General features: G+C 73.4%; 16 protein-coding genes. 5 read left to right on the top strand and 11 right to left on the bottom strand.

Annotated elements, in window-relative coordinates; all coding sequences use genetic code 11:
- Positions 1–28 precede the first annotated feature (28 nt).
- Entirely contained in the window at positions 29–637 is a 609-nt protein-coding gene (locus ACF08F_RS35510) for a CBS domain-containing protein (RefSeq protein WP_392302670.1), read from the bottom strand.
- Positions 638–800: 163 nt separating this feature from the next.
- On the opposite strand from ACF08F_RS35510, the gene ACF08F_RS35505 reads away from it, so the two are divergent.
- A complete protein-coding gene (locus ACF08F_RS35505) occupies positions 801–2105 on the top strand; it encodes a YncE family protein (RefSeq protein ID WP_392302669.1) in 1305 nt (434 codons plus the stop codon).
- 19 nt (positions 2106–2124) lie between these two features.
- Here the strand turns inward: ACF08F_RS35505 and ACF08F_RS35500 are convergent, their stop codons facing one another.
- Positions 2125–4200 (bottom strand): discoidin domain-containing protein, encoded by a 2076-nt coding sequence (locus ACF08F_RS35500; RefSeq protein WP_392302668.1) that lies wholly within the window; start codon positions 4198–4200, stop codon positions 2125–2127.
- A 118-nt stretch (positions 4201–4318) separates the two neighbouring features.
- On the bottom strand, positions 4319–4912 hold the full coding sequence (locus tag ACF08F_RS35495; protein WP_392302667.1) for a TetR/AcrR family transcriptional regulator: 594 nt from the start codon (positions 4910–4912) through the stop codon (positions 4319–4321).
- Between the two features lie 159 nt (positions 4913–5071).
- Here ACF08F_RS35495 and ACF08F_RS35490 point away from each other — a divergent pair, with 159 nt between their 5' ends.
- Positions 5072–5671, top strand: a complete 600-nt coding sequence (locus ACF08F_RS35490) for a hypothetical protein (RefSeq protein WP_392302666.1) — start codon at positions 5072–5074, stop codon at positions 5669–5671.
- Positions 5672–5690: 19 nt separating this feature from the next.
- On the opposite strand, the gene ACF08F_RS35485 is transcribed toward ACF08F_RS35490, so the two are convergent.
- Both ACF08F_RS35485 and ACF08F_RS35480 read right to left on the bottom strand, forming a co-directional pair.
- The gene (locus ACF08F_RS35485) at positions 5691–6362 is read right to left on the bottom strand and encodes a GntR family transcriptional regulator (RefSeq protein WP_392302665.1); all 672 of its coding nucleotides are present in this window, start codon (positions 6360–6362) and stop codon (positions 5691–5693) included.
- Positions 6363–6436: 74 nt separating this feature from the next.
- Complete coding sequence (locus ACF08F_RS35480) at positions 6437–7621, bottom strand: CaiB/BaiF CoA transferase family protein (protein WP_392302664.1); 1185 nt, start codon at positions 7619–7621, stop codon at positions 6437–6439.
- Between the two features lie 184 nt (positions 7622–7805).
- Between ACF08F_RS35480 and ACF08F_RS35475 the strand changes: the two genes are divergently transcribed.
- Positions 7806–8987 (top strand): acyl-CoA dehydrogenase family protein, encoded by a 1182-nt coding sequence (locus ACF08F_RS35475; protein WP_392302663.1) that lies wholly within the window; start codon positions 7806–7808, stop codon positions 8985–8987.
- A 94-nt stretch (positions 8988–9081) separates the two neighbouring features.
- On the opposite strand, the gene ACF08F_RS35470 is transcribed toward ACF08F_RS35475, so the two are convergent.
- Both ACF08F_RS35470 and ACF08F_RS35465 read right to left on the bottom strand, forming a co-directional pair.
- Positions 9082–9585, bottom strand: coding sequence for an FBP domain-containing protein (locus ACF08F_RS35470; protein WP_392302662.1), 504 nt, complete (start codon positions 9583–9585; stop codon positions 9082–9084).
- Between the two features lie 95 nt (positions 9586–9680).
- Positions 9681–11147, bottom strand: a complete 1467-nt coding sequence (locus tag ACF08F_RS35465) for a PLP-dependent aminotransferase family protein (protein WP_392302661.1) — start codon at positions 11145–11147, stop codon at positions 9681–9683.
- A 102-nt stretch (positions 11148–11249) separates the two neighbouring features.
- Here ACF08F_RS35465 and ACF08F_RS35460 point away from each other — a divergent pair, with 102 nt between their 5' ends.
- On the top strand, positions 11250–11474 hold the full coding sequence (locus ACF08F_RS35460) for a hypothetical protein (RefSeq protein ID WP_392302660.1): 225 nt from the start codon (positions 11250–11252) through the stop codon (positions 11472–11474).
- Between the two features lie 29 nt (positions 11475–11503).
- On the opposite strand, the gene ACF08F_RS35455 is transcribed toward ACF08F_RS35460, so the two are convergent.
- Entirely contained in the window at positions 11504–12973 is a 1470-nt protein-coding gene (locus ACF08F_RS35455) for a DUF6777 domain-containing protein (protein ID WP_392302659.1), read from the bottom strand.
- A 100-nt stretch (positions 12974–13073) separates the two neighbouring features.
- Here ACF08F_RS35455 and ACF08F_RS35450 point away from each other — a divergent pair, with 100 nt between their 5' ends.
- Entirely contained in the window at positions 13074–14417 is a 1344-nt protein-coding gene (locus ACF08F_RS35450; RefSeq protein ID WP_392302658.1) for a streptophobe family protein, read from the top strand.
- Positions 14418–14447: 30 nt separating this feature from the next.
- Here the strand turns inward: ACF08F_RS35450 and ACF08F_RS35445 are convergent, their stop codons facing one another.
- The 3 genes from ACF08F_RS35445 to ACF08F_RS35435 are packed head-to-tail and all read right to left on the bottom strand — an operon-like array spanning position 14448 to position 18892.
- A complete protein-coding gene (locus ACF08F_RS35445) occupies positions 14448–15458 on the bottom strand; it encodes a serine/threonine-protein kinase (RefSeq protein ID WP_392302657.1) in 1011 nt (336 codons plus the stop codon).
- On the bottom strand, positions 15458–16186 hold the full coding sequence (locus ACF08F_RS35440) for a hypothetical protein (RefSeq protein ID WP_392302656.1): 729 nt from the start codon (positions 16184–16186) through the stop codon (positions 15458–15460). The genes ACF08F_RS35445 and ACF08F_RS35440 overlap by 1 nt, the downstream gene beginning before the upstream one ends.
- A 12-nt stretch (positions 16187–16198) precedes the next feature.
- Entirely contained in the window at positions 16199–18892 is a 2694-nt protein-coding gene (locus tag ACF08F_RS35435; RefSeq protein ID WP_392302655.1) for an FHA domain-containing protein, read from the bottom strand.
- Between the last annotated feature and the right edge of the window lie 29 nt (positions 18893–18921).

Genomic DNA, 18921 nt, shown 5'->3' with positions numbered 1-18921 from the left:
CCTGTCCGAGTGCTGCCCGACCCCGGCCCTAAGCGCCGCCGTCCTCGCCGTCGCCCTCGCGCGCGAGCCGGTCCACGACCTCGACCACTCCGTCCACCGTCTCGCACAGCCGGACCAGGACCGGGGTGACGGCCGGGTCGGGCAGGTCGCCGCTGAGGGTCACCACGCCCTCGTCGACGTCGATGTGCACGGCGGAGGGCGAGAGGCGCAGGATGCGAACGAGGACGTCCTCCCGGATCTCCTCCTGGATCGACCGGTCCCGCCGCAGGAACAGCTGGAGGAGGTCGCTCCGGCTCAGCACCCCGATCAGCCGGCCGTCCGAGTCCACCACCGGCAGCCGCTTCACCCGGTGGCGCTCCATCAGCCTGGCCGCCTCGACCGCCGTCCACGAGGGTCGGGCCGTCACGACCGGGCTCGACATCATGGCCTCGGCCGTGCTCGGGCCGCCCTTCGCGGTGTGCCGCCGCAGGAGGTCCGCCTCGGAGACGACGCCCACGGGACGGTTCTCCTCGTCGACGACGGGGACCGCGGTGATGCCGTACTCGTCGAGGAGCCGCGCGATCTCCTTGAATGACGTCCCCCGCTGCACCGCGACCGCGGCCGGCGTCATCAGGTCCGCGACACTGCGGTTCCTCATCGTCCGTTCCGTCCCTTCTGCGTTCCGGACTCCATGGTCCCGCACCGGAGGTAGTCCTGGTGTGAGGGGGTGGCGAACGGGGGTGCGAAGAGGGCTTGCGTGCTTGTCATGTACATGGTTACTTCGGGTAAGTCGCGGTTCCGAGACGGAAGAAGGACCTCTCATGTCATCCCCTCGCACCCTCCGCAGCCGCCGGTTCGGCGGCGCTCTCGCACTGGCCCTCGCGCTCCTCGCGACGACGGCCGCCACCGGGACGGCCTCCCCGGGAACGGCGGCTCCGGCGGACGCCGTCGCCGGGCCGGCCCCGGACGGCGCCCGCTCCGGGCTGCGGGAGGTGATGTTCGTCGGCAACAACTGGGACGGCACGGCCGACGTCATCGAGTCCCGGGGCGACTTCCGCCGCATCGCGCGCCTGAACGTCGTCCCCGACAAGGCGGAACGGCTGCGGGAGATCTATCTGAACCCCGTCAAGCTCGCCTTCTTCCTCGGCGTCCGCAATGGGCCGGGGGAGGGGCATGACCAGTTCGTCGACGACATGTACGCGACCCCCGACGGCTCCTCCATGGTCGTCTCCCGCCCCAGCTTTGCGGACGTGGTCTCCCTCGACCTGCGCACCGGCCGGATCAACTGGCGCTTCCCGGTGGCCGGTTACCGCGCCGACCACATGGCCGTCTCCCCCGACGGCACCCGGGTCGCGGTCTCCGCCTCCACGGCGAACACGGTCCACGTCCTCGACATCGCGACCGGCCGTCAGCTCGGCTCGTTCAAGACCGGCGACAAGCCGCACGAGAACGTCTTCACCTCCGACGGCCGCCTCTGGAACATGTCCATCGGCGAGGTCACCACCGCCCTCGACGCCCCCTGGCTCGACTGGACCAAGGGCGACCGCCGCATCACCGTCGTCGACGCCCGCACCTTCGAGACCGTCCGGGTGATCGACATGCGCGAACGCCTCGACGCCTTCGGCCGCGACGACCTCTCCGACGCCGTACGGCCGCTCGTCTTCACCCCGGACGAGAAGACCCTGTACTTCCAGGTCTCGTTCCTCGGCGGGTTCCTGGAGTACGACCTCGCCACCGACCGGATCACCCGGGCCAAGTACCTCCCGGGAAGCCCGGCCACCGATCCCGACCGTACGAAGTGGGTCAACGACTCGCGCCACCACGGCCTTTCGATCAGCCCCGACGGTGCCAAGCTGTGCGTCGCCGGGACGATGGACGACTACGCCACCGTCGTCGACAGGGCGACGCTCCAGCAGGGCCCGCTCGTCGAGGTGTCCAAGCCCTACTGGGCGACCGTGAGCGGCGACGGACGGTCCTGCGTCGTCTCGGAGAGCGGCGCCGACCGGGTGAGCGCGATCGACTTCGCGACCGGCCGGCGGGTGGCCACCGTCGACGTCGGCGACCACCCGCAGCGCGTCCGGCTCGCCCGGGTGCCCGCCGACTGGACGGGCCCCGCGGGGAGTTGATCCGGTGACGCGGTGAGCGTCAGGTGCGGTGCACCGCGACCTCGTGGAGCGAGTAGCCCCACTGGGTCGCGCGCCGCACCCCCTGGATCCGTACGTACCGCGCGGGCTGCGAGTCGAACTCCGCCGTGTCGTAACCGCCGTCACCGGCGGTCGTGGACCACGCCGTCCGCCAGTCCGTGCCGTTCTCGGACAGCTCGATGCGGTACTCCCGCGCGTACGCCCGCTCCCAGTCCAGGGTCACCTTGCCCACCCGGTGCACGGCCCCGAGGTCCAGCCGCAGCCACTGGCCGTCCGACCAGTCGCTGGCCCAGCGCGTGCCCGCGTCGCCGTCGACGGCGCGGCCCGGCGCGTAGCTGGTGAACGGGTGCCACTCCGTGGAACTCGCCGAAGTCGCCGCGCCCGTGGCGAGGTTGATCCCCGGCTCGTGCTTCTCGGTCGACCTCCACGTGGTCAGGTACGACTCCGCCCCGTCGGCCAGCTCGTCCACGACACCCTGGCCGCCGCTGAGCCGGATCTGCTCGATCCAGTCCGGGACCAGGCCGTTGTGCGCGGCGCCGTCGGTGTTGAGGTCCCAGGTGCGCTCGCCCGTGACCTGACGGTCGAGCACCGCGCTGCCGTCGGCGCTGCGGAAGGGGTACTTCACGGCGTTCGGGGCGTCCGGTCCGACCGGGCCCGGCCAGCCGCCGACACCGTTCATGTCCGTGCCGTACCCGAGGCCGACCCCGTACTTCTCGCGGAGGTCCGCCTTCTGGCCGGCCTCGCCGATGAAGCCCTCGGCGCCGTGCATGTACTGGGCGACGAAGCCGCCGAGGCGGTAGAGCCGCTCGGTCCAGTCGAGGTCCATCCAGCTGTGCGTGGAGAGGACGCCCGGGTACTCCTCGGCCTCCAGGATGTCGAGCGCACGCCCGGCGGCCTTGACGCTCATGTGGTCGAGCTCCAGCATCATGCCCCGGTCGATCATGCCCCGCAGGGCGTGCTCGCCCAGCCTGGTCAGGCCCCGGGTGTTGCACTTGGCGTCCGAGGCGTACGAGGGCGCGCTCACCCCGGCCGGCAGCTTCGACGCCATCACGGGCGCGGCGTTCAGACCGATCGGGTTGTCGTGCTGCGGGCCGGTGCAGCGCTCCGTGGCCCAGAAGGTGCCGGTGGACAGGAACTGGCCGATGTTCACGGCCGCGCCGATGGTGCCCGAGTCGAACCGCACGCCGCACAGCGCGTTGTCGAACTTGTGGCACAGGAACATGCTGCGCACGCCGAGCCCGTACAGCTCGTCGAGGCCGCGGTCGATGTCGGCCTTGTCGCACTGGGCGATGTCGAGGATCTGCTTGCAGCCGAAGGGCTCGGAGGTCTCGACGCCGAGGACGACGGCGAGCTTGCCCTGCTCGACCACCGAGCGGGCCTGGGCGGCGTCGGTGACGATCCGGAACCAGCCCTTTCCTGGGCCGCCGTACATGCCGTCGACGTAGTCCTGGAGCTCGTACGTCTTCTTCGCCTGGAGGCGGATCGACTCCATCTCGTCACAGCCGCGGTCCCGGGGCAGGATCGAGCAGATCAGGCCGTTCGTCACCAGGTCGTTGACGAGGACGCGCTGGCCGCCGCGCCAGGCCCGCTCGACCCAGGCGTAGTAGTTCTGCTGGTGCGTCAGGGAGTTGTTGGCGGGCCAGTCCTTGAACGAGGGCCAGCCGACCGGGTCGTGCGTGCCGTCCGCGCCGCCGGTGATGTTCTCGAAGAGCGCGCCACGGCCGTCCGGGTAGTGCTCGGGACAGTCCTTGAGGGCGTCGGCGACGCCGGCCGTGGAGAAGGGCTTGCCGCAGATGAGCCGGCCGCCGAACCCTTCGTCGGACATCAGGTGGTTGTGCGCGTCGACGAACCCGCGCACCTTCCCCCGGGCGTCGGTCCCGGTGAACGGCGCACCGGTGACGTTGATCCCGGAGTCCGGCGCGGGGCGGGAGGTCGGCTCCCACCACGCGCCGGCGGCGGATCCGGCGGCGGCCGCCGGTACCGGTCCCGAGCCGAAGAGGAGGGCCGCGAGGGCCAGGAACAGTGCGAGGAGGGCGGATCGGCCGCCGCTCCTTCGCGGTGAGGGTCGTGTCGACATCGGCGAGGCCTCCGGTTGGTGGGGGTGTGCCGGGCGCCCCGAGAATCGCGGTGTCGAGCCAGTGAGTCAAGAGTCCGGGACAAACGACCTGTTGGCGAAGTGACCGACGGGTAGGTCGCTACCCCCCGATCAACGTGGTCAGCTGATCGGCCGTCATGTCCAGGTGATCGTCGGCGACTTGCTCGTCCCTCAGGACGAGGTACTGGAGAGTGAGGCCGTCGATCGACGCGGCCAGGAAGCGGGCGAGCTCCTCCACCGGCACCCGCGGCTCCACGCCGAGGACCGTGCGCACCTGGTCGAGCAGGACGGCGGCCGAGGCCACGTACTGCGCGTACTGGGCACGCGCCAGGTGCTCGAAACCGGGCTCGCGCAGCGCGTACTGGGTGAGGTCGTAGGTCAGCATGTGCTCACCGGGGTGGGCCGTGACGTGGTCCCAGTACGTCTGCAGCCCGGCCCGTACGGTCTCGCGCAGCGTGGCCCGCGGCTCGACCGCCGACTTCACGCGGGTCACGTAGTTGCCGGTGATCGTCTCGATCGCGGCTTCGAGCAGCGCCTGCTTCGAGTCGAAGCAGTAGTGGAAGACGCTCAGCGAGACGCCCGCCTCGGCGCAGATCGACCGCGTGGTCGTCCGCGCCACACCGTCCCTGGTCATCGCCCTGATCGCCGCCTCGACAAGCTGCGTGCGTCGTTCGGCCGACGGCATCCGCCCCATGGTTCCTCCTCGCGTCCGGCGACAGGGTAAGGCGCGAGGAGCGCGGAGCGTAACGGCGTTCCGCGAGGCCGGCCGTCCGCCGCACACCCCGCCGACCTGCGTTCCGCGGGGCGTGGGGTCAAGCTGGAGGCAGGCAAGCGTCCGGAAGGAGCCGTCGCCATGGGAGGAAGCTCGCCTCGCCCTCGTGGACTCGTGCGCCTCGCGGCCTTCGGTGTCGCGGTGGTCGCGGGCTGGACGGTGTTTCCCCTTGCCGCCCTCGCCGCGCCCAGCCCGTCGCCGGACGACGTGCGCACCCTCGAACAGGGGCGGACACTGACCGTCGCGATCTCGCCCAACGACCTCTTCGACATCCCGGCGAGCTCGGCGGACGTGACCCTCACCGCGCTGAAGCAGGCGGAGCGGCTCCCGCAGGGCGAGCACCTGGAACCTGAGGTCGCCGAGCGAGGTACGACGTTCGTCTGCCTGGAGTTCAAGGTCGAGAACGTGAGCACCGAGGAGTTCGACACCTCGCACCTGACCAAGGCGCGCTGGATCGGCAAGGACGGGGAGACGAAGAACGTCGACCAGGTCATCGGCACGCACTGCGCCGGGGTCGGCCTCGTCGAGGAGAACCTGCTCGCCGAACCCGACCCCCGGCCCGGGGAGTTCGTGCGAGGGACCACCGTGTTCGAGGTGCCCGACGGCCAGGCGGGTGTCCTGGAGTTCGCCGACGGCCTGGACCACCCCCTGTTCAAGGTCGAGACGACCGCCTCCCGGTGAGGCGGCGGATGATTCCGCGTCAGCCCCGGTCCAGCTCCAGGACCTGGCGGAGGGCTGCCACCGCGTGGGCGCGGTGCTCGTCGAGCCATCGCACCGCGGCGTGCTCGTCGCCGTGGAGCAGGGCCGACAGTACGGCCCGGTGCTCGTGGACGGCCTGCTCGCGGTGCGCGGTCTCCGCGTAGTAGAGCGAGCGGTACGCGTCGGTGGAGTCCCACAGCGTCGCGATGAGGCGGACGAGGCGCGGCATCCCGGACGCCTCGATCAGGGTGAAGTGGAAGCGCCTGTTCGCCGCCGCCATCGCCGGCACGTCACCGTCCTCGGCCGCCCGCTCCACCTCGCGCTGGAGGGCTTCGAGCGCCTCGAACGTCCCGTCCGGCATGCGGCGAACGGCCATGCGCACGGCCTCCGTCTCCAGCAGCTCCCGGATCCGGTAGATCTCCTCCAGGTCCGCGAGCGAGAGCTCCGCGACGAAGTACCCCCGGTGTATGTGGTGCACGACCAGACCCTCGGCCTCCAGGGCCTTGAGCGCCTCGCGGAGCGGGACGCGGCTCACGTCGAACCGCGCCGCCAGCGCGTCCTGGCGGATCTGGTCGCCGGGCCTGAGCTCACCGCTGGTGATGGCGCGCCGCAGTTCCTCCAGGACGAACTGCTGGGCGGTCTGCGGCCGCCGCTTCTGCACCGCGCTGCTCATCGCCTGTGACCTTCCGTTCCCGTGTCGCCCACCGGCGCCTCCCGAAGCACCGGTGACCACCATCTTCCTATGGATCAGGACGTCCGCGCGGGGCGTCCCAGCGCCGCGAGCAGCACGTCCGTGTGCTCGCCCAGCCGCGGGGGAGCGCCGCGGTACGAGGGCGGGGTGACGCCGAGCCGGATCGGGTTGGCGACCTGGCCGGGGCCGGCCGCCGCCTCTGGGACCCGCGGGGCGAGACCCAGCCGGTCGGCGAGGTCGAAGGCGGCGGCCACGTCGTTGATGGGCCCGCAGGGCACCCCCGCGGCCGAGAGCTCCTCGAACCAGTCGTCGGCCGGGCGCGAGCCGAGCGGCCCGGACAGCTCCCCGACCAGCTCCTCGCGGTGGGCCACCCGGGCCGTGTTCGTCGCGAAGCGCGGGTCGTCGGCCAGCTCCGGCCGGCCGAGCCGCTCGCACAGGGTGCGGAACTGGCGGTCGGTGCCGACCGCCAGGACCAGCGGCCGGTCCCGGGCCTCGAAGACCTCGTACGGCGCGATGCTCGGGTGGCTGTTGCCCATCGCGCGCGGCACCACCCCCGCGCCGAGGTGGGCGGCGGCCTGGTTGGTGAGGGCCGAGAGGAGCGAGGTGAGCAGGGAGACCTCGACGCGCTGGCCCTCGCCGGTGCGCTCGCGGTGCCGCAGCGCCGCGAGGACCCCGAGGCCGGCGTGGAGGCCGGTGATGACGTCGACGAGGGCGACCCCCGCCTTGGTCCCCGGCCCCTCCGGCTCACCCGTCACGCTCATCAGGCCGCCCACGGCCTGCACGAGCAGGTCGTAGCCGGGCAGCCGGGCGCCCTCGGCGGTTCCGAAGCCGGTCACCGAGCAGTAGACGAGCCCTGGATTGCCCGCGCGCACGTCCTCGTACCCGAGCCCGAGCTTCTCCATCGTGCCGGGCCGGAAGTTCTCCACCAGGACGTCCGCGCGGTCGACGATCGCGCGCGCCGTCGCCAGGTCTTCGGGGTCCGTGAGGTCGAGCGAGACGGACCGCTTGTTCCGGTTCACCCCGAGGAAGTACGTGGCCTCGCCGTCGGCGAACGGCGGCCCCCACGCGCGCGTGTCGTCGCCCGAGCCCGGCCGCTCGATCTTGATGACGTCCGCGCCCAGGTCGGCGAGGAGCATCGTCATGTACGGCCCGGCGAGCACCCGCCCGAAGTCGGCGACGACGATCCCGTCCAGCGCGCCCTTGGGGGACGCGTCCGGTGTGCTCTCTTGGTCTGCGCGCATTCCGTTTCTCCCTCGCCGGCGACGCCGCCCGTCGGACCTCTCGGAGGCGCCGGACCCGTCGGATGACCGAGACGCTACGACTCGACGATCGGATTTTCCATACTGGATCCAATATCCGATCTGCCGCTACGCTTCGGCTCGCCGAGTTGCACAGTCGCCCGTCGCCCGTCACAGGAGGCCGTCCGTGAAGTCGCCGTCCACTCCCGTCCACCCCTTCGACCTGCTCGCCGTCGACGGCCTGCTCACCGACGAGGAGCGCGAGATCCGTCGGACGGTGCGCACCGCCGCCGACCGCGAGCTGCGCCCGCACATCGCCGGCTGGTTCGAGAAGGGCGAGATCCCGGCCCGTGAGCTCGCCCGCACCCTTGGCGGCCTCGGCGTCCTGGGCATGCACCTGGAGGGGTACGGCTGCGCCGGCACCGGCTCCGTCGCGTACGGCCTCGCCTGTCTGGAGCTGGAGGCCGTCGACTCCGGACTGCGCTCCCTCGTCTCCGTGCAGGGCTCCCTCGCCATGTACGCGATCTGGAGGTTCGGCTCCGAGGAGCAGAAGCAGCGCTGGCTGCCGAAGATGGCGGCGGGCGAGTACATCGGCTGCTTCGGGCTCACCGAGCCCGACGCCGGCTCGGACCCCGGGGCGATGCGCACCAACGCCAAGCGCGACGGCACGGACTGGGTGCTCAACGGCACCAAGATGTGGATCACCAACGGCTCCGTCGCCGACGTCGCCGTCGTATGGGCCCGCACGGAGGACGGGGTCCGGGGCTTCCTCGTCCCGGCGGGCACCCCCGGCTTCAGCGCCCCCGAGATCAAGATGAAGCTCTCGCTGCGCGCGAGCGTCACCAGCGAACTGGTCTTCGAGGACGTGCGCCTGCCCGCCGACGCGATGCTGCCGGAGGCCCGCGGCCTCTCCGGACCGCTCGGCTGTCTCAACGAGGCCCGCTTCGGCATCGTCTTCGGCGCCCTCGGCGCCGCCCGCGACTGCCTGGAGACCGCGATCTCCTACGCCCGCGACCGCACCGTCTTCGCCCGCTCGCTCGCCTCCTACCAGCTGACCCAGCAGAAGCTCGCCGACATGGCCGTCGAGCTCGGCAAGGGCATGCTGCTCGCGCTCCACCTCGGCCGCCTCAAGGACGCGGGCGAGCTCACGGCCGAACAGATCAGCGTGGGCAAGCTGAACAACGTCCGGGAGGCCATCGCGATCGCCCGTGAGTGCCGTACGATCCTCGGCGCCAACGGCATCACGCTGGAGTACCCGGTGCTCCGCCACGCCAACAACCTGGAGTCGGTGCTCACCTACGAGGGCACCAGCGAGGTCCACTCCCTGGTCATCGGCAAGGCGCTCACCGGCGAGCAGGCCTTCCGCTGAGCTCCGGCCCGACCGCGACGGTCGGGCCGGTTCACCCCGGGGCCTGTCGGCCGGCCGTCACCCGATGCCGGTCGGCCGGCTCGCCCGGTGGCCGTCAGCCGGCCGTCACCCGGTCGACGAAGGCGTCCAGGTTGCCCGTCAGGCGGGCCACCTGCTCGTCGAGCGTGAGGGACTCCTCGTGGCGCCGGCCCCGCAGCTTCGGCTGCCGCCTGCCCCGGACGTACAGGGAACAGGCGAGGTCGGCGCAGAGGTAGATGCCGACCGTGTTCCCCTCGCGCCCGCGGCTCCCGGCGAGCGGGGCCACGAGGAGCGTGACGCCGGAGGAGGCGTGCCCGGTCAGGCAGACCTGGCACATGCTGGACTTCACGGCGCTGGTCCGACCGGTGGCCGGGACCCGCAGGCTCACGCCGAGCGGGCCGTCCTCGCGGGGCAGGACCACGTGCGCGCGCAGCGGCGCGCCCGGGTCGACCCAGCCGAGGAAGTCCAGGTCCTCCCAGGGGAGTTCGGCGAAGTCGAGCGGCAGCTTGAGTCGGGCCGCCTCGCCCTTGGTGCAGTTCACGAAGGACGCGCGGATCTGTCTGTCGGTCAATGGGTCCACTCGGTGGACCGTACACGGACCTGCCGGTTGCGGGCATCCTAATAAGGGCCGGGCGAGGGCGCCGTACGGCCGCCCCGGGCTCGCGGCCCGCCGCCTCAGGCCACCCAGTCCGGCTGGGCGGGGTCGGCGTACCGCCCCGGAGCCCCGTCGAGGGCCGCGGCGAGCCGCTCGGCCGCCGGTTCGTACACGTCCTCCGGCAGGGTGTACGGGATCCGCAGCCGGTGCTCGTGCGTCCCCGGGTCCACCCCGAACCGCGCGCCGCCCTCGACCCGTACGCCGTGCCGCAGGGCGTGCGCCGCGACGGCGGAGGCGACCGGGCGGCCCAGGTCGATCCACAGGCACATCCCGCCGGCCGGCTCCGTCCAGCGCCATTCGGGCACATGCCGGGCCAGCGCAGCCGTCAGCGCGTCCCGGCGCCGCCGCAGCTCCTCGACGCGCCGCGGCACGATCGTGTCGAGCCGCTCAAGGAGTGCGACCGCGACCAGCTGGTCCAGGACGGACCCCGACAGGTCGGCGGTGATCCGGACCCGGGCCAGCTCGGTCACGACCCGGGACGCGGCCCGGACCCAGCCGACCCGCAGCCCGCCCCAGCAGCTCTTGCTCAGCGAGCCGACGGAGACGATCTGCTCCCCGTCGCCCCCGCCGGCCGCCGCCGCGAAGGGCAGCGGCGCGGGCACGTCCAGGGCGATGTCGGCGAGCGTCTCGTCCGCGACCAGCCACGTCCCCGTGGCGCGCGCGGCCCGCGCCAGGTCCCGGCGCTGCTCCTGCGGCATCAGATGCCCGGTCGGATTGTGGAAGTCGGGGATCAGATAGGCCAGGCGGGGCGCGGTCTGCCGCAGCGCGGCGTCGACGAGACCGGTGTCCCAGCCGGTCTCCGTCACGGGCACGGGCGTGATGCGGAGCATCCGGCCGCGCATCGCGTCGAGGGCGTTCGTGTACGAGGGGTTCTCGGCGAGCACCCGGTCGCCGGTCCGGCCGAGCAGCGTCAGGACCAGCGACAAGGCCTGCTGGGCGCCTGTCGTGACGAGGATCTGCTCGGGCCGCGTCGGCAGCCCGCGGGCCGTGTACCGCTCCGCGATCGCGGAGCGCAGGACGGGCAGTCCGTACGGGTGGTAGCCCTGCGAGCCGGCGTAGCGGGGGAGTTCGGCGGCGGCCGACGCCAGCGCCGCGGTGAGCTCCTCCGGGGCCTGCGGCGCGGCGAGGGCGAGGTCGATGGTGGCCCCGGCGTCGTCCTGGAAGGCGCCGAGCGGGGTCGGAGCCTGGCCGTCCGGCAGTGCGGTCCAGGTGCCGGCGCCGCGGCGGCTGTGCGCGTATCCGCTCTCCCGCAGCAGGTCGTACGCCCCGGTCACCGTCGTCCGGCTCACCGCGAGCACCGTCGCCAGCTCGCGCTCGGCCGGCAGCCGCAGGCGCAGCGCCACCCGGCCGTCGAGCAGCGCCTCACGGACCGCCCGGGCGAGCTCCCGGTAGCCGAACCGGCCCTCGGGGGGCGGGGTGAGGAGGGACGCGAGCTGGCGGCCCGTCAGGGTCCGGTCCGCTGTGTGGACCACGCGGGCCACTGCCATGCCAATCACTCCTTATTGGCTGTGCTGTCCAGTCCAATAAGCGTACAGACTCCTGTCCAGTGGCCTGGTGGTTGGGCCACTTCCATGGAAAGGGGACGACCGATGTCCGGACACTTCACCGACCGCGACGAGCGGATGTGGCAGCAGCGCGCCGAGGAGCGCACGGCGCGGCCCCTGGCGATCGGAGCCCGGCTCCGCGGCCTGCGCGTGACGTTCCGCGGCGCCGCGTCACGAGCGGCCCGCGTACCGCGGAGGAACGCGCGCGGCACCCGCCTCTTCGCCGGTACGCCGACCCGCCCGTCGCGCGGTGCGACGGGCGGGGCGTGACGGGCGCGTGACGCCCGGATCGGGTCGAGTCAGACGAACAGCGCGGACTGCGGACCGGGTGCCGGCACGGAGGGCGAGCCCGGAGCCGACACGGAAGGCGAATCCGGCTGCGCCTGCGACTGGCTCTGCGGGGACACCGGAGCCGACTGGCTCGTCGCCGCCGAGGTCCCGTCCGTGACCGGCGCCGACTCGACGCTCGCCGACTGGTCCGGCGGAGGGGCGTCCGTCGCCGGCGACTCCTCGGTCGGGCCCGTGTCGGTCGGACCCGTCGTGTCGCTCGGGCTCGTCGTGTCGGAGGGCGCGGACGTCGACGGGGCGGGCGTCAGCGTCTCGGGGCACGGCGGCGGGGTGATGCCGTCGATCGGCTCCGGCGCCTTGTCACCCGTCACCGTCACGCACGAAGGGGACGAGGACGGGGAGTCCGACGGCGACGTGGAGGTGGACGGCGACTCGTGCGGGGACTTCGAGTGCGAGGGCGGCGGAGGCGGCGGCGGAGCGGGCTTGTCCTTCTTGCCGTGGTCGCCGTGCTGCCGCGCGAACCAGTCGTCGTCCTCGTAGTCGTACACGACGAAGACGTTCACGACCGTCACGGAGGGGGCCACGACGACGACCTGGGAGGAGTTGTACCCCTGCCAGGGCGTGCCCGTGGTCTTCGGCGCCTTCTGCGCGACCGGTTCGGTCAGCGGGTTCCCGCACGCGCAGCGCACGCGCGGCACGCCCCGGTTGTCGACCAGGACGGCGGTCCCGCTCTGCAGGGTCGCCTGGTACGCGGTGGCGGTGCCGTTCTTGTAGCCGTGGTTCGTCACCCGGGTGTCGGCGCGCAGCTGGAGCGGGGTCAGGGAGCGGAGGTACGAGGGGACCTCGTTCGGTGCGACCCCGGCCACCGAGGCGAAGGCCGCGTTCTTCGTGGGCTCGGCGGAGAGGTAGCGCACCTGCTGCTCGACGTCGCAGCTCGCGACCGACTGCGTACCGCCGTAGAGGCCGGGCGTGGAGCCGGACACCCGCGGTGTGCCGGTCTCTGCCGAGGTGGTGCGGGGCGGCAGCGAGGCCGGGGAGGCGGAGGCCGCGTCGGTGCGTGCCGTCGACTGGGTGAACGGGTCGGGTCCGGACGCGGCGGCGTTCTGGAGGAAGACCTCGCCCCCGCCGGACGCGCTCGTGTCACCGCTGTCGTCCGACTGGTTGGTCAGGACGACGGCCAGCGCCACGCCCGCCACGAGGACGGCGGTGACCGAAGCGACCTTGGGAACGGAGCGCCACCAGGGGCCTCCTCCGCCCGGGCCGTCCCCGCCGGACGTACCGCCTCCCGGCGAGCCCCCGCCGGACGAGCCGCCGCCCGCGCCGCCGCCCGAGGGCGGCCCGGGAGGTGGGGTTCCGGCGCCCCCCGGGCTGCTGCCCTGCCCCGACAGGGGGCCGGAGGGCGGGCCGGTGGGCGGGCCGGTGGGCGGGACCGACGGAGGGCCGGACGGGCGGTCCGGCGGCGGGTAGGAAGTCACGTTCATCCCTTTCTTCCGTTCCGCGCCTATTGTGTGCGCGGAACGTCACCCGCCCGCAAGCGGAGGAAGGCCCGTCCGCAAGCGGGCGGCCGCCACCGGTACTAGCGTGGACAGCGTGAGCAGTCGGCTCTCCACCCCCACGAGCCCCGTGACCTCGACCGGGCTCTTCGTACGCGTCGCCGTCCAGGCCCTGGCCGCGGTGTTCGCCGGCTACGTGGCCATGGGCGTCTTCGCCGGGCTCGGCCTCTGGGCCGCGGGCGCGGCCGACCTGCCCGGCGGCTTCACCGCCGTCCTCGCCGCGGTCGTCGTCATGGCGGCGGGCGGCAAGATCGAGCTCTCCGGCGACGCCGGGTCCCTCGCGGGAACCCAGGCAGAACTGACCGCCATGCCCCTCACCGTCACCCTGGTGGGCGCACTCGTCACCGGATACCTCTTCCTCCGGCCCCTGCGCCACCACGCGGTCGCGGACGCCCGCGAACTCCTGCTCCGCGCCGTGAGCACCGTCGTCCTCTGGGTGGCCGCCCTCGCGGGCCTCTCCGCCCTCGCCCGGCACGACTTCCCCCTCACGATCGGCGGAGACACCTCGGAAACCTCCGAGGACGTCCTCGGAGACCTCTTCGGGGAGCTCATGGACGCCGTCGATCCCACCGTCGGCTTCCGTACGGACGTCGGCCCCACCCTCTTCTACGGGCTCCTCTGGATCCTCGGCGTGCTCGTCGTCGCACTCCTGGTCTCCCGGAGGACCCCGCTGCCGCCCCGCCTCGTCCGCTACCACGAGCCCGTGCGGCCCGCCGCCCACGCGATGCTCATGCTGCTCCTCGCGTACGTGGCCGTGGGCCTCGTCATCGGGATCGTCGTCGCGGCGACCAGGGGCCACGCGGTGGAGACCCTCGCCGTCCTCCTGCTCGGCCTGCCCAACGTGGCCTGGCTCGCGCTCGGCGTGGGCATCGGCGGCGCGTGGGAGGGCAGGGTCGAGGGCCCGTTCGGCCTCCCCATGCCCCAGGTCCTCGACGCCGTCCTCCGCGAGGGCGGCGACAGCACGGACCTCTCCACGGTCGACCTCTCCTCGCTCGCCGCGGAGGACGGCAGGGCCTGGTGGCTGCTGCCCATCGCCGCCGTCCTCGTGCTCGCCGCGGCCTTCGCGGCGGCGGTCCGCTCCCCGGCCAGGACCCGGCTCTGGCAGCACTCCCTGCACCTGGGCGTCGGCTTCGCCCTGACGATGCTGGTCGTCGCCCCCCTGACCCTGGTCGAGGCCCGGTTCGGCCTCTCGATCCTCGGCATCGGCGAACTCGAGGCACTGGGCGGCGAGGTACTGCTGCGCCCGGACGTCTGGAGAACGGTCGGCTTCGCCCTCCTCTGGGGGCTCGTCTTCGGCCTCCTCGGAGGTCTCCTCGCCTCGCGGGTCCACCGCAGGGGCGAGGTCGAGGCCGAGCCGACGGAACGGAAGTAGCCGAGCGCCTCACCGGAGGGCCCCGGCGGATCAGAGTTCCCGGAACACCGGACGCGCCCAGGCCGGCGGCGCCGGCGGCGGCCCCGGCGGGCGCGTGCCCGTCGTCACGACCTCGCCGCCCGGACCCGTCGCCCCTGCCAGTGCCGCCCGCAGCGCCGCGACGAACTCCAGGCACGTCCCGTACCGCTCCTCGGGGCTCTTCGCCAGTGCCTTCGCGAAGACGGAGTCCGCGGCGGCCGGGAGTCCCGGCCGCACCTCGGAGAGCGGCGGTGGCGGATCGTACTGCTGCGCCCACAGCACCGCCCAGTCCGTCTCGCGGCGGAAGGGCGGCGCGCCGACCAGCGTCTCGAACACCACGCACGCGAGGCTGTAGACGTCGCAGCGGCCGTCGACCGGCTTGCCGGAGATCTGCTCCGGGGCCACGTAGTCCAGGGTGCCGACGAACTCGCCCACCGTCGTGAACCCGGTCAGCGAGAGGGACTTCTTCGTCAGCCCGAAGTCCGTGAGGTAGACGTGCTCGGGATGGTCCCGGTCGGTGCCCTCGGCGACCAGGATGTTGCCCGGTTTCACGTCCCGGTGCACCAGGTCGTGCGCGTGCGCCGCGTCCAGGGCGGAGGCCACCTGGGCGGCGATCCGCCCCGCCGTCGCGGGCGGCAGCGGCCCCTCGCGGTCGAGCAGGGCCACCAGGTCCTGCCCGGCCACGTACCGCATCGCGATGTACAGGACCCCCTCGGTCTCGCCGGCGTCGAAGACCGGCACGATGTGCGGGTGGTCGATGGAGGCGGCGACCCGGGACTCGTGCGCGAAGCGCTTGCGGAAGGTGTCGTTGCGGGCCAGCTCGGGCGCGAGCAGCTTCAGGGCCACCGTCCGGTCCAGGTGCAGGTCCCGCGCCCGGTACACGACGGCCATGCCCCCGCGTCCGATCTCGCTCTCCACTCGGTAGCCCGCGATCTCCTTGCCGAGGAGCCCCGAGGCGCGGCCCGCCGGGAGGCTCGCCGACAGGTCCGCCCTCAGACCCGCGTCGTGCTCACCGCCGGCCATCAGTCCTCACCCGCCGGTCGGGGCGGCCGCTCCACGAGCTGCGTCGGCGGTGGCCCGGCCGCCGCCACCGGGTCGGCCTGGGGCACGACCTGCGTCGGCTCGTACGCCGGCGGTCCGGCCGCCGACCGGTCACCGGGGGCGGGCCCGGCGGGGTCCGGGCCCTCGTCCGCCCCGGGCGCGGCGGACTCGGGGGAGCGGGGCGAGCCGGGGGCCGGCGCGGCGGCCGAGGGCGCCGCGGAGGCCGCGTACGTACTGAGTCCGAGGCCGTCGCAGAACACCCAGCGCTCGTGCTCGGCGTCGTACAGCCACACCGACTCGCCGTCGACGACCATCCCCACCCGCAGACCGCGGGTCCGCAGCCGGAAGGCCTCGCCGTCCAGGCGGCCCGCGCCCAGCTCCTCGGCGGCCCGCCGGTACCGGCCCAGCGAGTCCTCGGCGCGGGCGAGCAGGGGGCGCGGATCGGCCGTTCTCGAAAGGGGCCGGCCCGCCGCCGGAGGGTCGTCCGGCACGGTGACGAGCAGCCGCGCGTCTACCCAGGCCGACCAGCCGTTCGAGCACAGCACCCGCCCCCAGTCCCCGGCCCGCTCCGTGAGCCGCACCGGCAGGAACGCGTCGAGCGGCACGGTCGGCAGCTCCGGGTCCGGGGCCTCCCAGGACGGGAGACCGGAGCGGGGCACGACGTGGGTGGGCCGGAAGTCGGGCACACCTTCGAGTACGGGGAAGCTCACGGTCCCATCTCCCTACCGTCGCATCACGACCGGCTCGTGGCGGCGCAGCAGCCGCGCCACGACCACGCCGAGGGCGAGACAGATCACGACCAGCATGCCCATGTCGAACAGCCAGGCCTCCGCGGTGTGGTTCATCAGCGGATCGTCGGTCTTGTCGCTCGGTGCGACCGTGCCGATGTCGATCGTCGCGCCCATCGCGGCGAACGCCCAGCGCGAGGGGACGAGCCAGGCGAGCTGCTGCAGGACGGGCGTACCGCTCACCGTGAGCAGCGCGCCGCAGAACACCACCTGCACGATGGCGAGGAGGACGAGCAGCGGCATCGTCACCTCCTCCTTGCGGACGACGGCCGACACGAGCAGGCCGAGCATCATCGCGGTGAAGGAGAGCAGCGCCACGGCGAGCGTGATCTCGACGAGCGGCGGCATCAGGACGCCCTTGCCGTCGGGCGCGTTCAGCGGGACGCCGACCAGGGCCACCAGGGTCAGGACCACCGCCTGCACGATCGTGATCGTGCCGAGGACCACCACCTTGGACGCGAGGTAGGCCGAGCGGGACAGGCCGACGGCTCTCTCGCGCCGGTAGATCGAACGCTCCTTGACCAGCTCCCGCACCGCGTTCGCCGCACCCGTGAGGACCCCGCCCACACAGAGGATGAGCAGGACGTTCAGCGACGACTCCGGGTTGAAGGAGCCCTCGGACAACGCCCGGGCCATCGCGCCCATCACGAACGGCAGCGCGATCATGATCACGAGGAAGGTGCGGTCGGCGGAGAGCGCGGTGGCGTACCGCCGGACCAGGGTCCGCAGCTGGGAACCCCAGCTCTGCGCCTTCGGCGGCGGACCGGGTTCAGGGGCCTCGCGTACTGCCCGCGCGCCGGCCGGGACGCCTGTCGGCCCTCCCGCCGGCCCGGCCCCCGGTCCGTCCGTGCCGGAGGCGGGGACGCCGCCGGGCAGGAGCGGGCGGGCCGTCGCGTCGGCGACGTACCGCCGGTGGAAGCGCGAGGCCAGATACTGCCCGGCCCAGTCGCGGTCCCGGTCGTTCTCGAAGGCTTCGAAGGCCTCCGGCCACTGCGTGTAGCCGAAGAAGTCGAGGGTGTCGGCGGGTGGCCCGTAGTAGGCCACCCGGCCGCCGGGGGCGAGGACCAGGAGCCGGTCGCAGACGTCCAGGCTGAGCACGCTGTGCGTGACGACGACGACCGTGCGCCCGTCGTCCGCGAGCCCGCGCAGCATGTGCATCACCGACCGGTCCATGCCCGGGTCGAGGCCGGACGTCGGCTCGTCGAGGAAGAGCAGCGAGGGCTTGGTGAGCAGTTCGAGGGCGACGCTCACCCGCTTCCGCTGGCCGCCGGAGAGGCTGTGGATCGGCTGCTCCGCGCGCTCCACGAGCCCGAGCTCGCGGATCACCTCGTCGACCCGGGCCCGCCGCTCCGCGGGGGCGGTGTCCTCGGGGAAGCGCAGCTCGGCGGCGTAGCCGAGGGCCCGGCGGACGGTGAGCTGGAGGTGCAGGATGTCGTCCTGCGGGACGAGTCCGATGCGCTGGCGCAGTTCGGCGTAGTCCCGGTACAGGTCACGGCCGTCGTAGAGCACCGTGCCCCGGTCGGCGGGCCGCTGGCCGGTCAGCGCGTTCAGGAGCGTCGACTTCCCGGCACCGGACGGTCCGACCACCGCGAGCAGGCTCTTCTCGCCCACGGGGAAGGACACCCCGTCGAGGAGGGTCTTGTGGCCGTGGTCGACGGTGACGGCGAGTTCCTGTACGTCGAGGGAGACCTCGCCGTCGTCGGTGAACTCGACGAGTTGTCCGCCGATCAGGCAGAACGCGCAGTGCCCGATGCCGACGATGTCGTCCGGCGTCACACGCGCCTCGACGACGCTGCGGCCGTTGAGGAAGGTGCCGTTGTGGCTGCCGAGGTCGTGGATCCAGTACGTGCCGTCGGGCCGGGCGAGCAGTTCTGCGTGCCGGCGGGAGACGACCAGGTCGGCGACGACGACGTCGTTGTCGGGCGCCCGGCCGATCCGGATGCTGTGGGCGGGCAGCGGCCGCACGGACGTGGGCGCCCGGAACGTGCCGGTGGCGGCGGGGTGCACGACGGAGGGCGGGCGCAGCGGCGTGGCCTCGGAGGGCACCGGGGCGGGCGGCACGGGGACGGCCGCGGGGGCCGACGGCGCGGGGGAGGAGGACACGGGGGGAGGGGCCGCCGACACCGGGTGTACGGGGGCCGGGGGCACCGGCATCGGAGGTGTGGGGGCCGGGGGCGCCGGCGGTTCCGGGGCGGGCGGCCGGACCGGCCCCGTCGGGAACGCCGGCTCGTGGTGCGGGGGCGCCGGGTCCGGCGGTCCGGGGCGCGGCGGCGCGGACGGCGGGGGTGCCGGCGGACGGGCCCGGGGGGCGGCCGAGAGCACCGCGCGCGGACCGTCCTCCGGATGCCCGAACCGTACGACCGTCCCCGGGCCGACCTCCCGGGCCCCGGCCACCCGGAGCCCGTTCGTGAAGGTGCCGTTCGTGCTGTGCTCGTCCGTCAGGTCCCAGTGGCCGCCGACGGCGCGGAGCAGTGCGTGGTGCCAGGACGCCCGGGCGTCCGACAGCACGACGTCGCTGGTGGGGTCGCGCCCGATGCGATAGACGCGACCCGGGTCCATCAGCGTCGCGTCCCCGTCGATCTCGAGGACCAGAGCGGGCGCGGCGGGTGCGACGGGCCGCTCTCCCATGCGTGAATCCTAACCGTCGGCGCTGATCC

The organism is Streptomyces sp. NPDC015130 (assembly GCF_043080005.1).
Classification (GTDB): domain Bacteria; phylum Actinomycetota; class Actinomycetes; order Streptomycetales; family Streptomycetaceae; genus Streptomyces.
The sequence above is the reverse complement of the archived record's forward strand: the minus strand, read 5'-3'. Positions and strand labels throughout refer to the sequence as shown.

Excerpts from the sequence above, each read along its gene's own strand:
- ACF08F_RS35510 (WP_392302670.1), bottom strand. The coding sequence starts at position 637 with ATGAGGAACCGCAGTGTCGCGGACCTGATGACGCCGGCCGCGGTCGCG.
- ACF08F_RS35505 (WP_392302669.1), top strand. The coding sequence starts at position 801 with ATGTCATCCCCTCGCACCCTCCGCAGCCGCCGGTTCGGCGGCGCTCTC.
- ACF08F_RS35500 (WP_392302668.1), bottom strand. The coding sequence starts at position 4,200 with ATGTCGACACGACCCTCACCGCGAAGGAGCGGCGGCCGATCCGCCCTC.
- ACF08F_RS35495 (WP_392302667.1), bottom strand. The coding sequence starts at position 4,912 with ATGGGGCGGATGCCGTCGGCCGAACGACGCACGCAGCTTGTCGAGGCG.
- ACF08F_RS35490 (WP_392302666.1), top strand. The coding sequence starts at position 5,072 with ATGGGAGGAAGCTCGCCTCGCCCTCGTGGACTCGTGCGCCTCGCGGCC.
- ACF08F_RS35485 (WP_392302665.1), bottom strand. The coding sequence starts at position 6,362 with ATGAGCAGCGCGGTGCAGAAGCGGCGGCCGCAGACCGCCCAGCAGTTC.
- ACF08F_RS35480 (WP_392302664.1), bottom strand. The coding sequence starts at position 7,621 with ATGCGCGCAGACCAAGAGAGCACACCGGACGCGTCCCCCAAGGGCGCG.
- ACF08F_RS35465 (WP_392302661.1), bottom strand. The coding sequence starts at position 11,147 with ATGGCAGTGGCCCGCGTGGTCCACACAGCGGACCGGACCCTGACGGGC.
- ACF08F_RS35460 (WP_392302660.1), top strand. The coding sequence starts at position 11,250 with ATGTCCGGACACTTCACCGACCGCGACGAGCGGATGTGGCAGCAGCGC.
- ACF08F_RS35455 (WP_392302659.1), bottom strand. The coding sequence starts at position 12,973 with ATGAACGTGACTTCCTACCCGCCGCCGGACCGCCCGTCCGGCCCTCCG.
- ACF08F_RS35445 (WP_392302657.1), bottom strand. The coding sequence starts at position 15,458 with ATGGCCGGCGGTGAGCACGACGCGGGTCTGAGGGCGGACCTGTCGGCG.
- ACF08F_RS35435 (WP_392302655.1), bottom strand. The coding sequence starts at position 18,892 with ATGGGAGAGCGGCCCGTCGCACCCGCCGCGCCCGCTCTGGTCCTCGAG.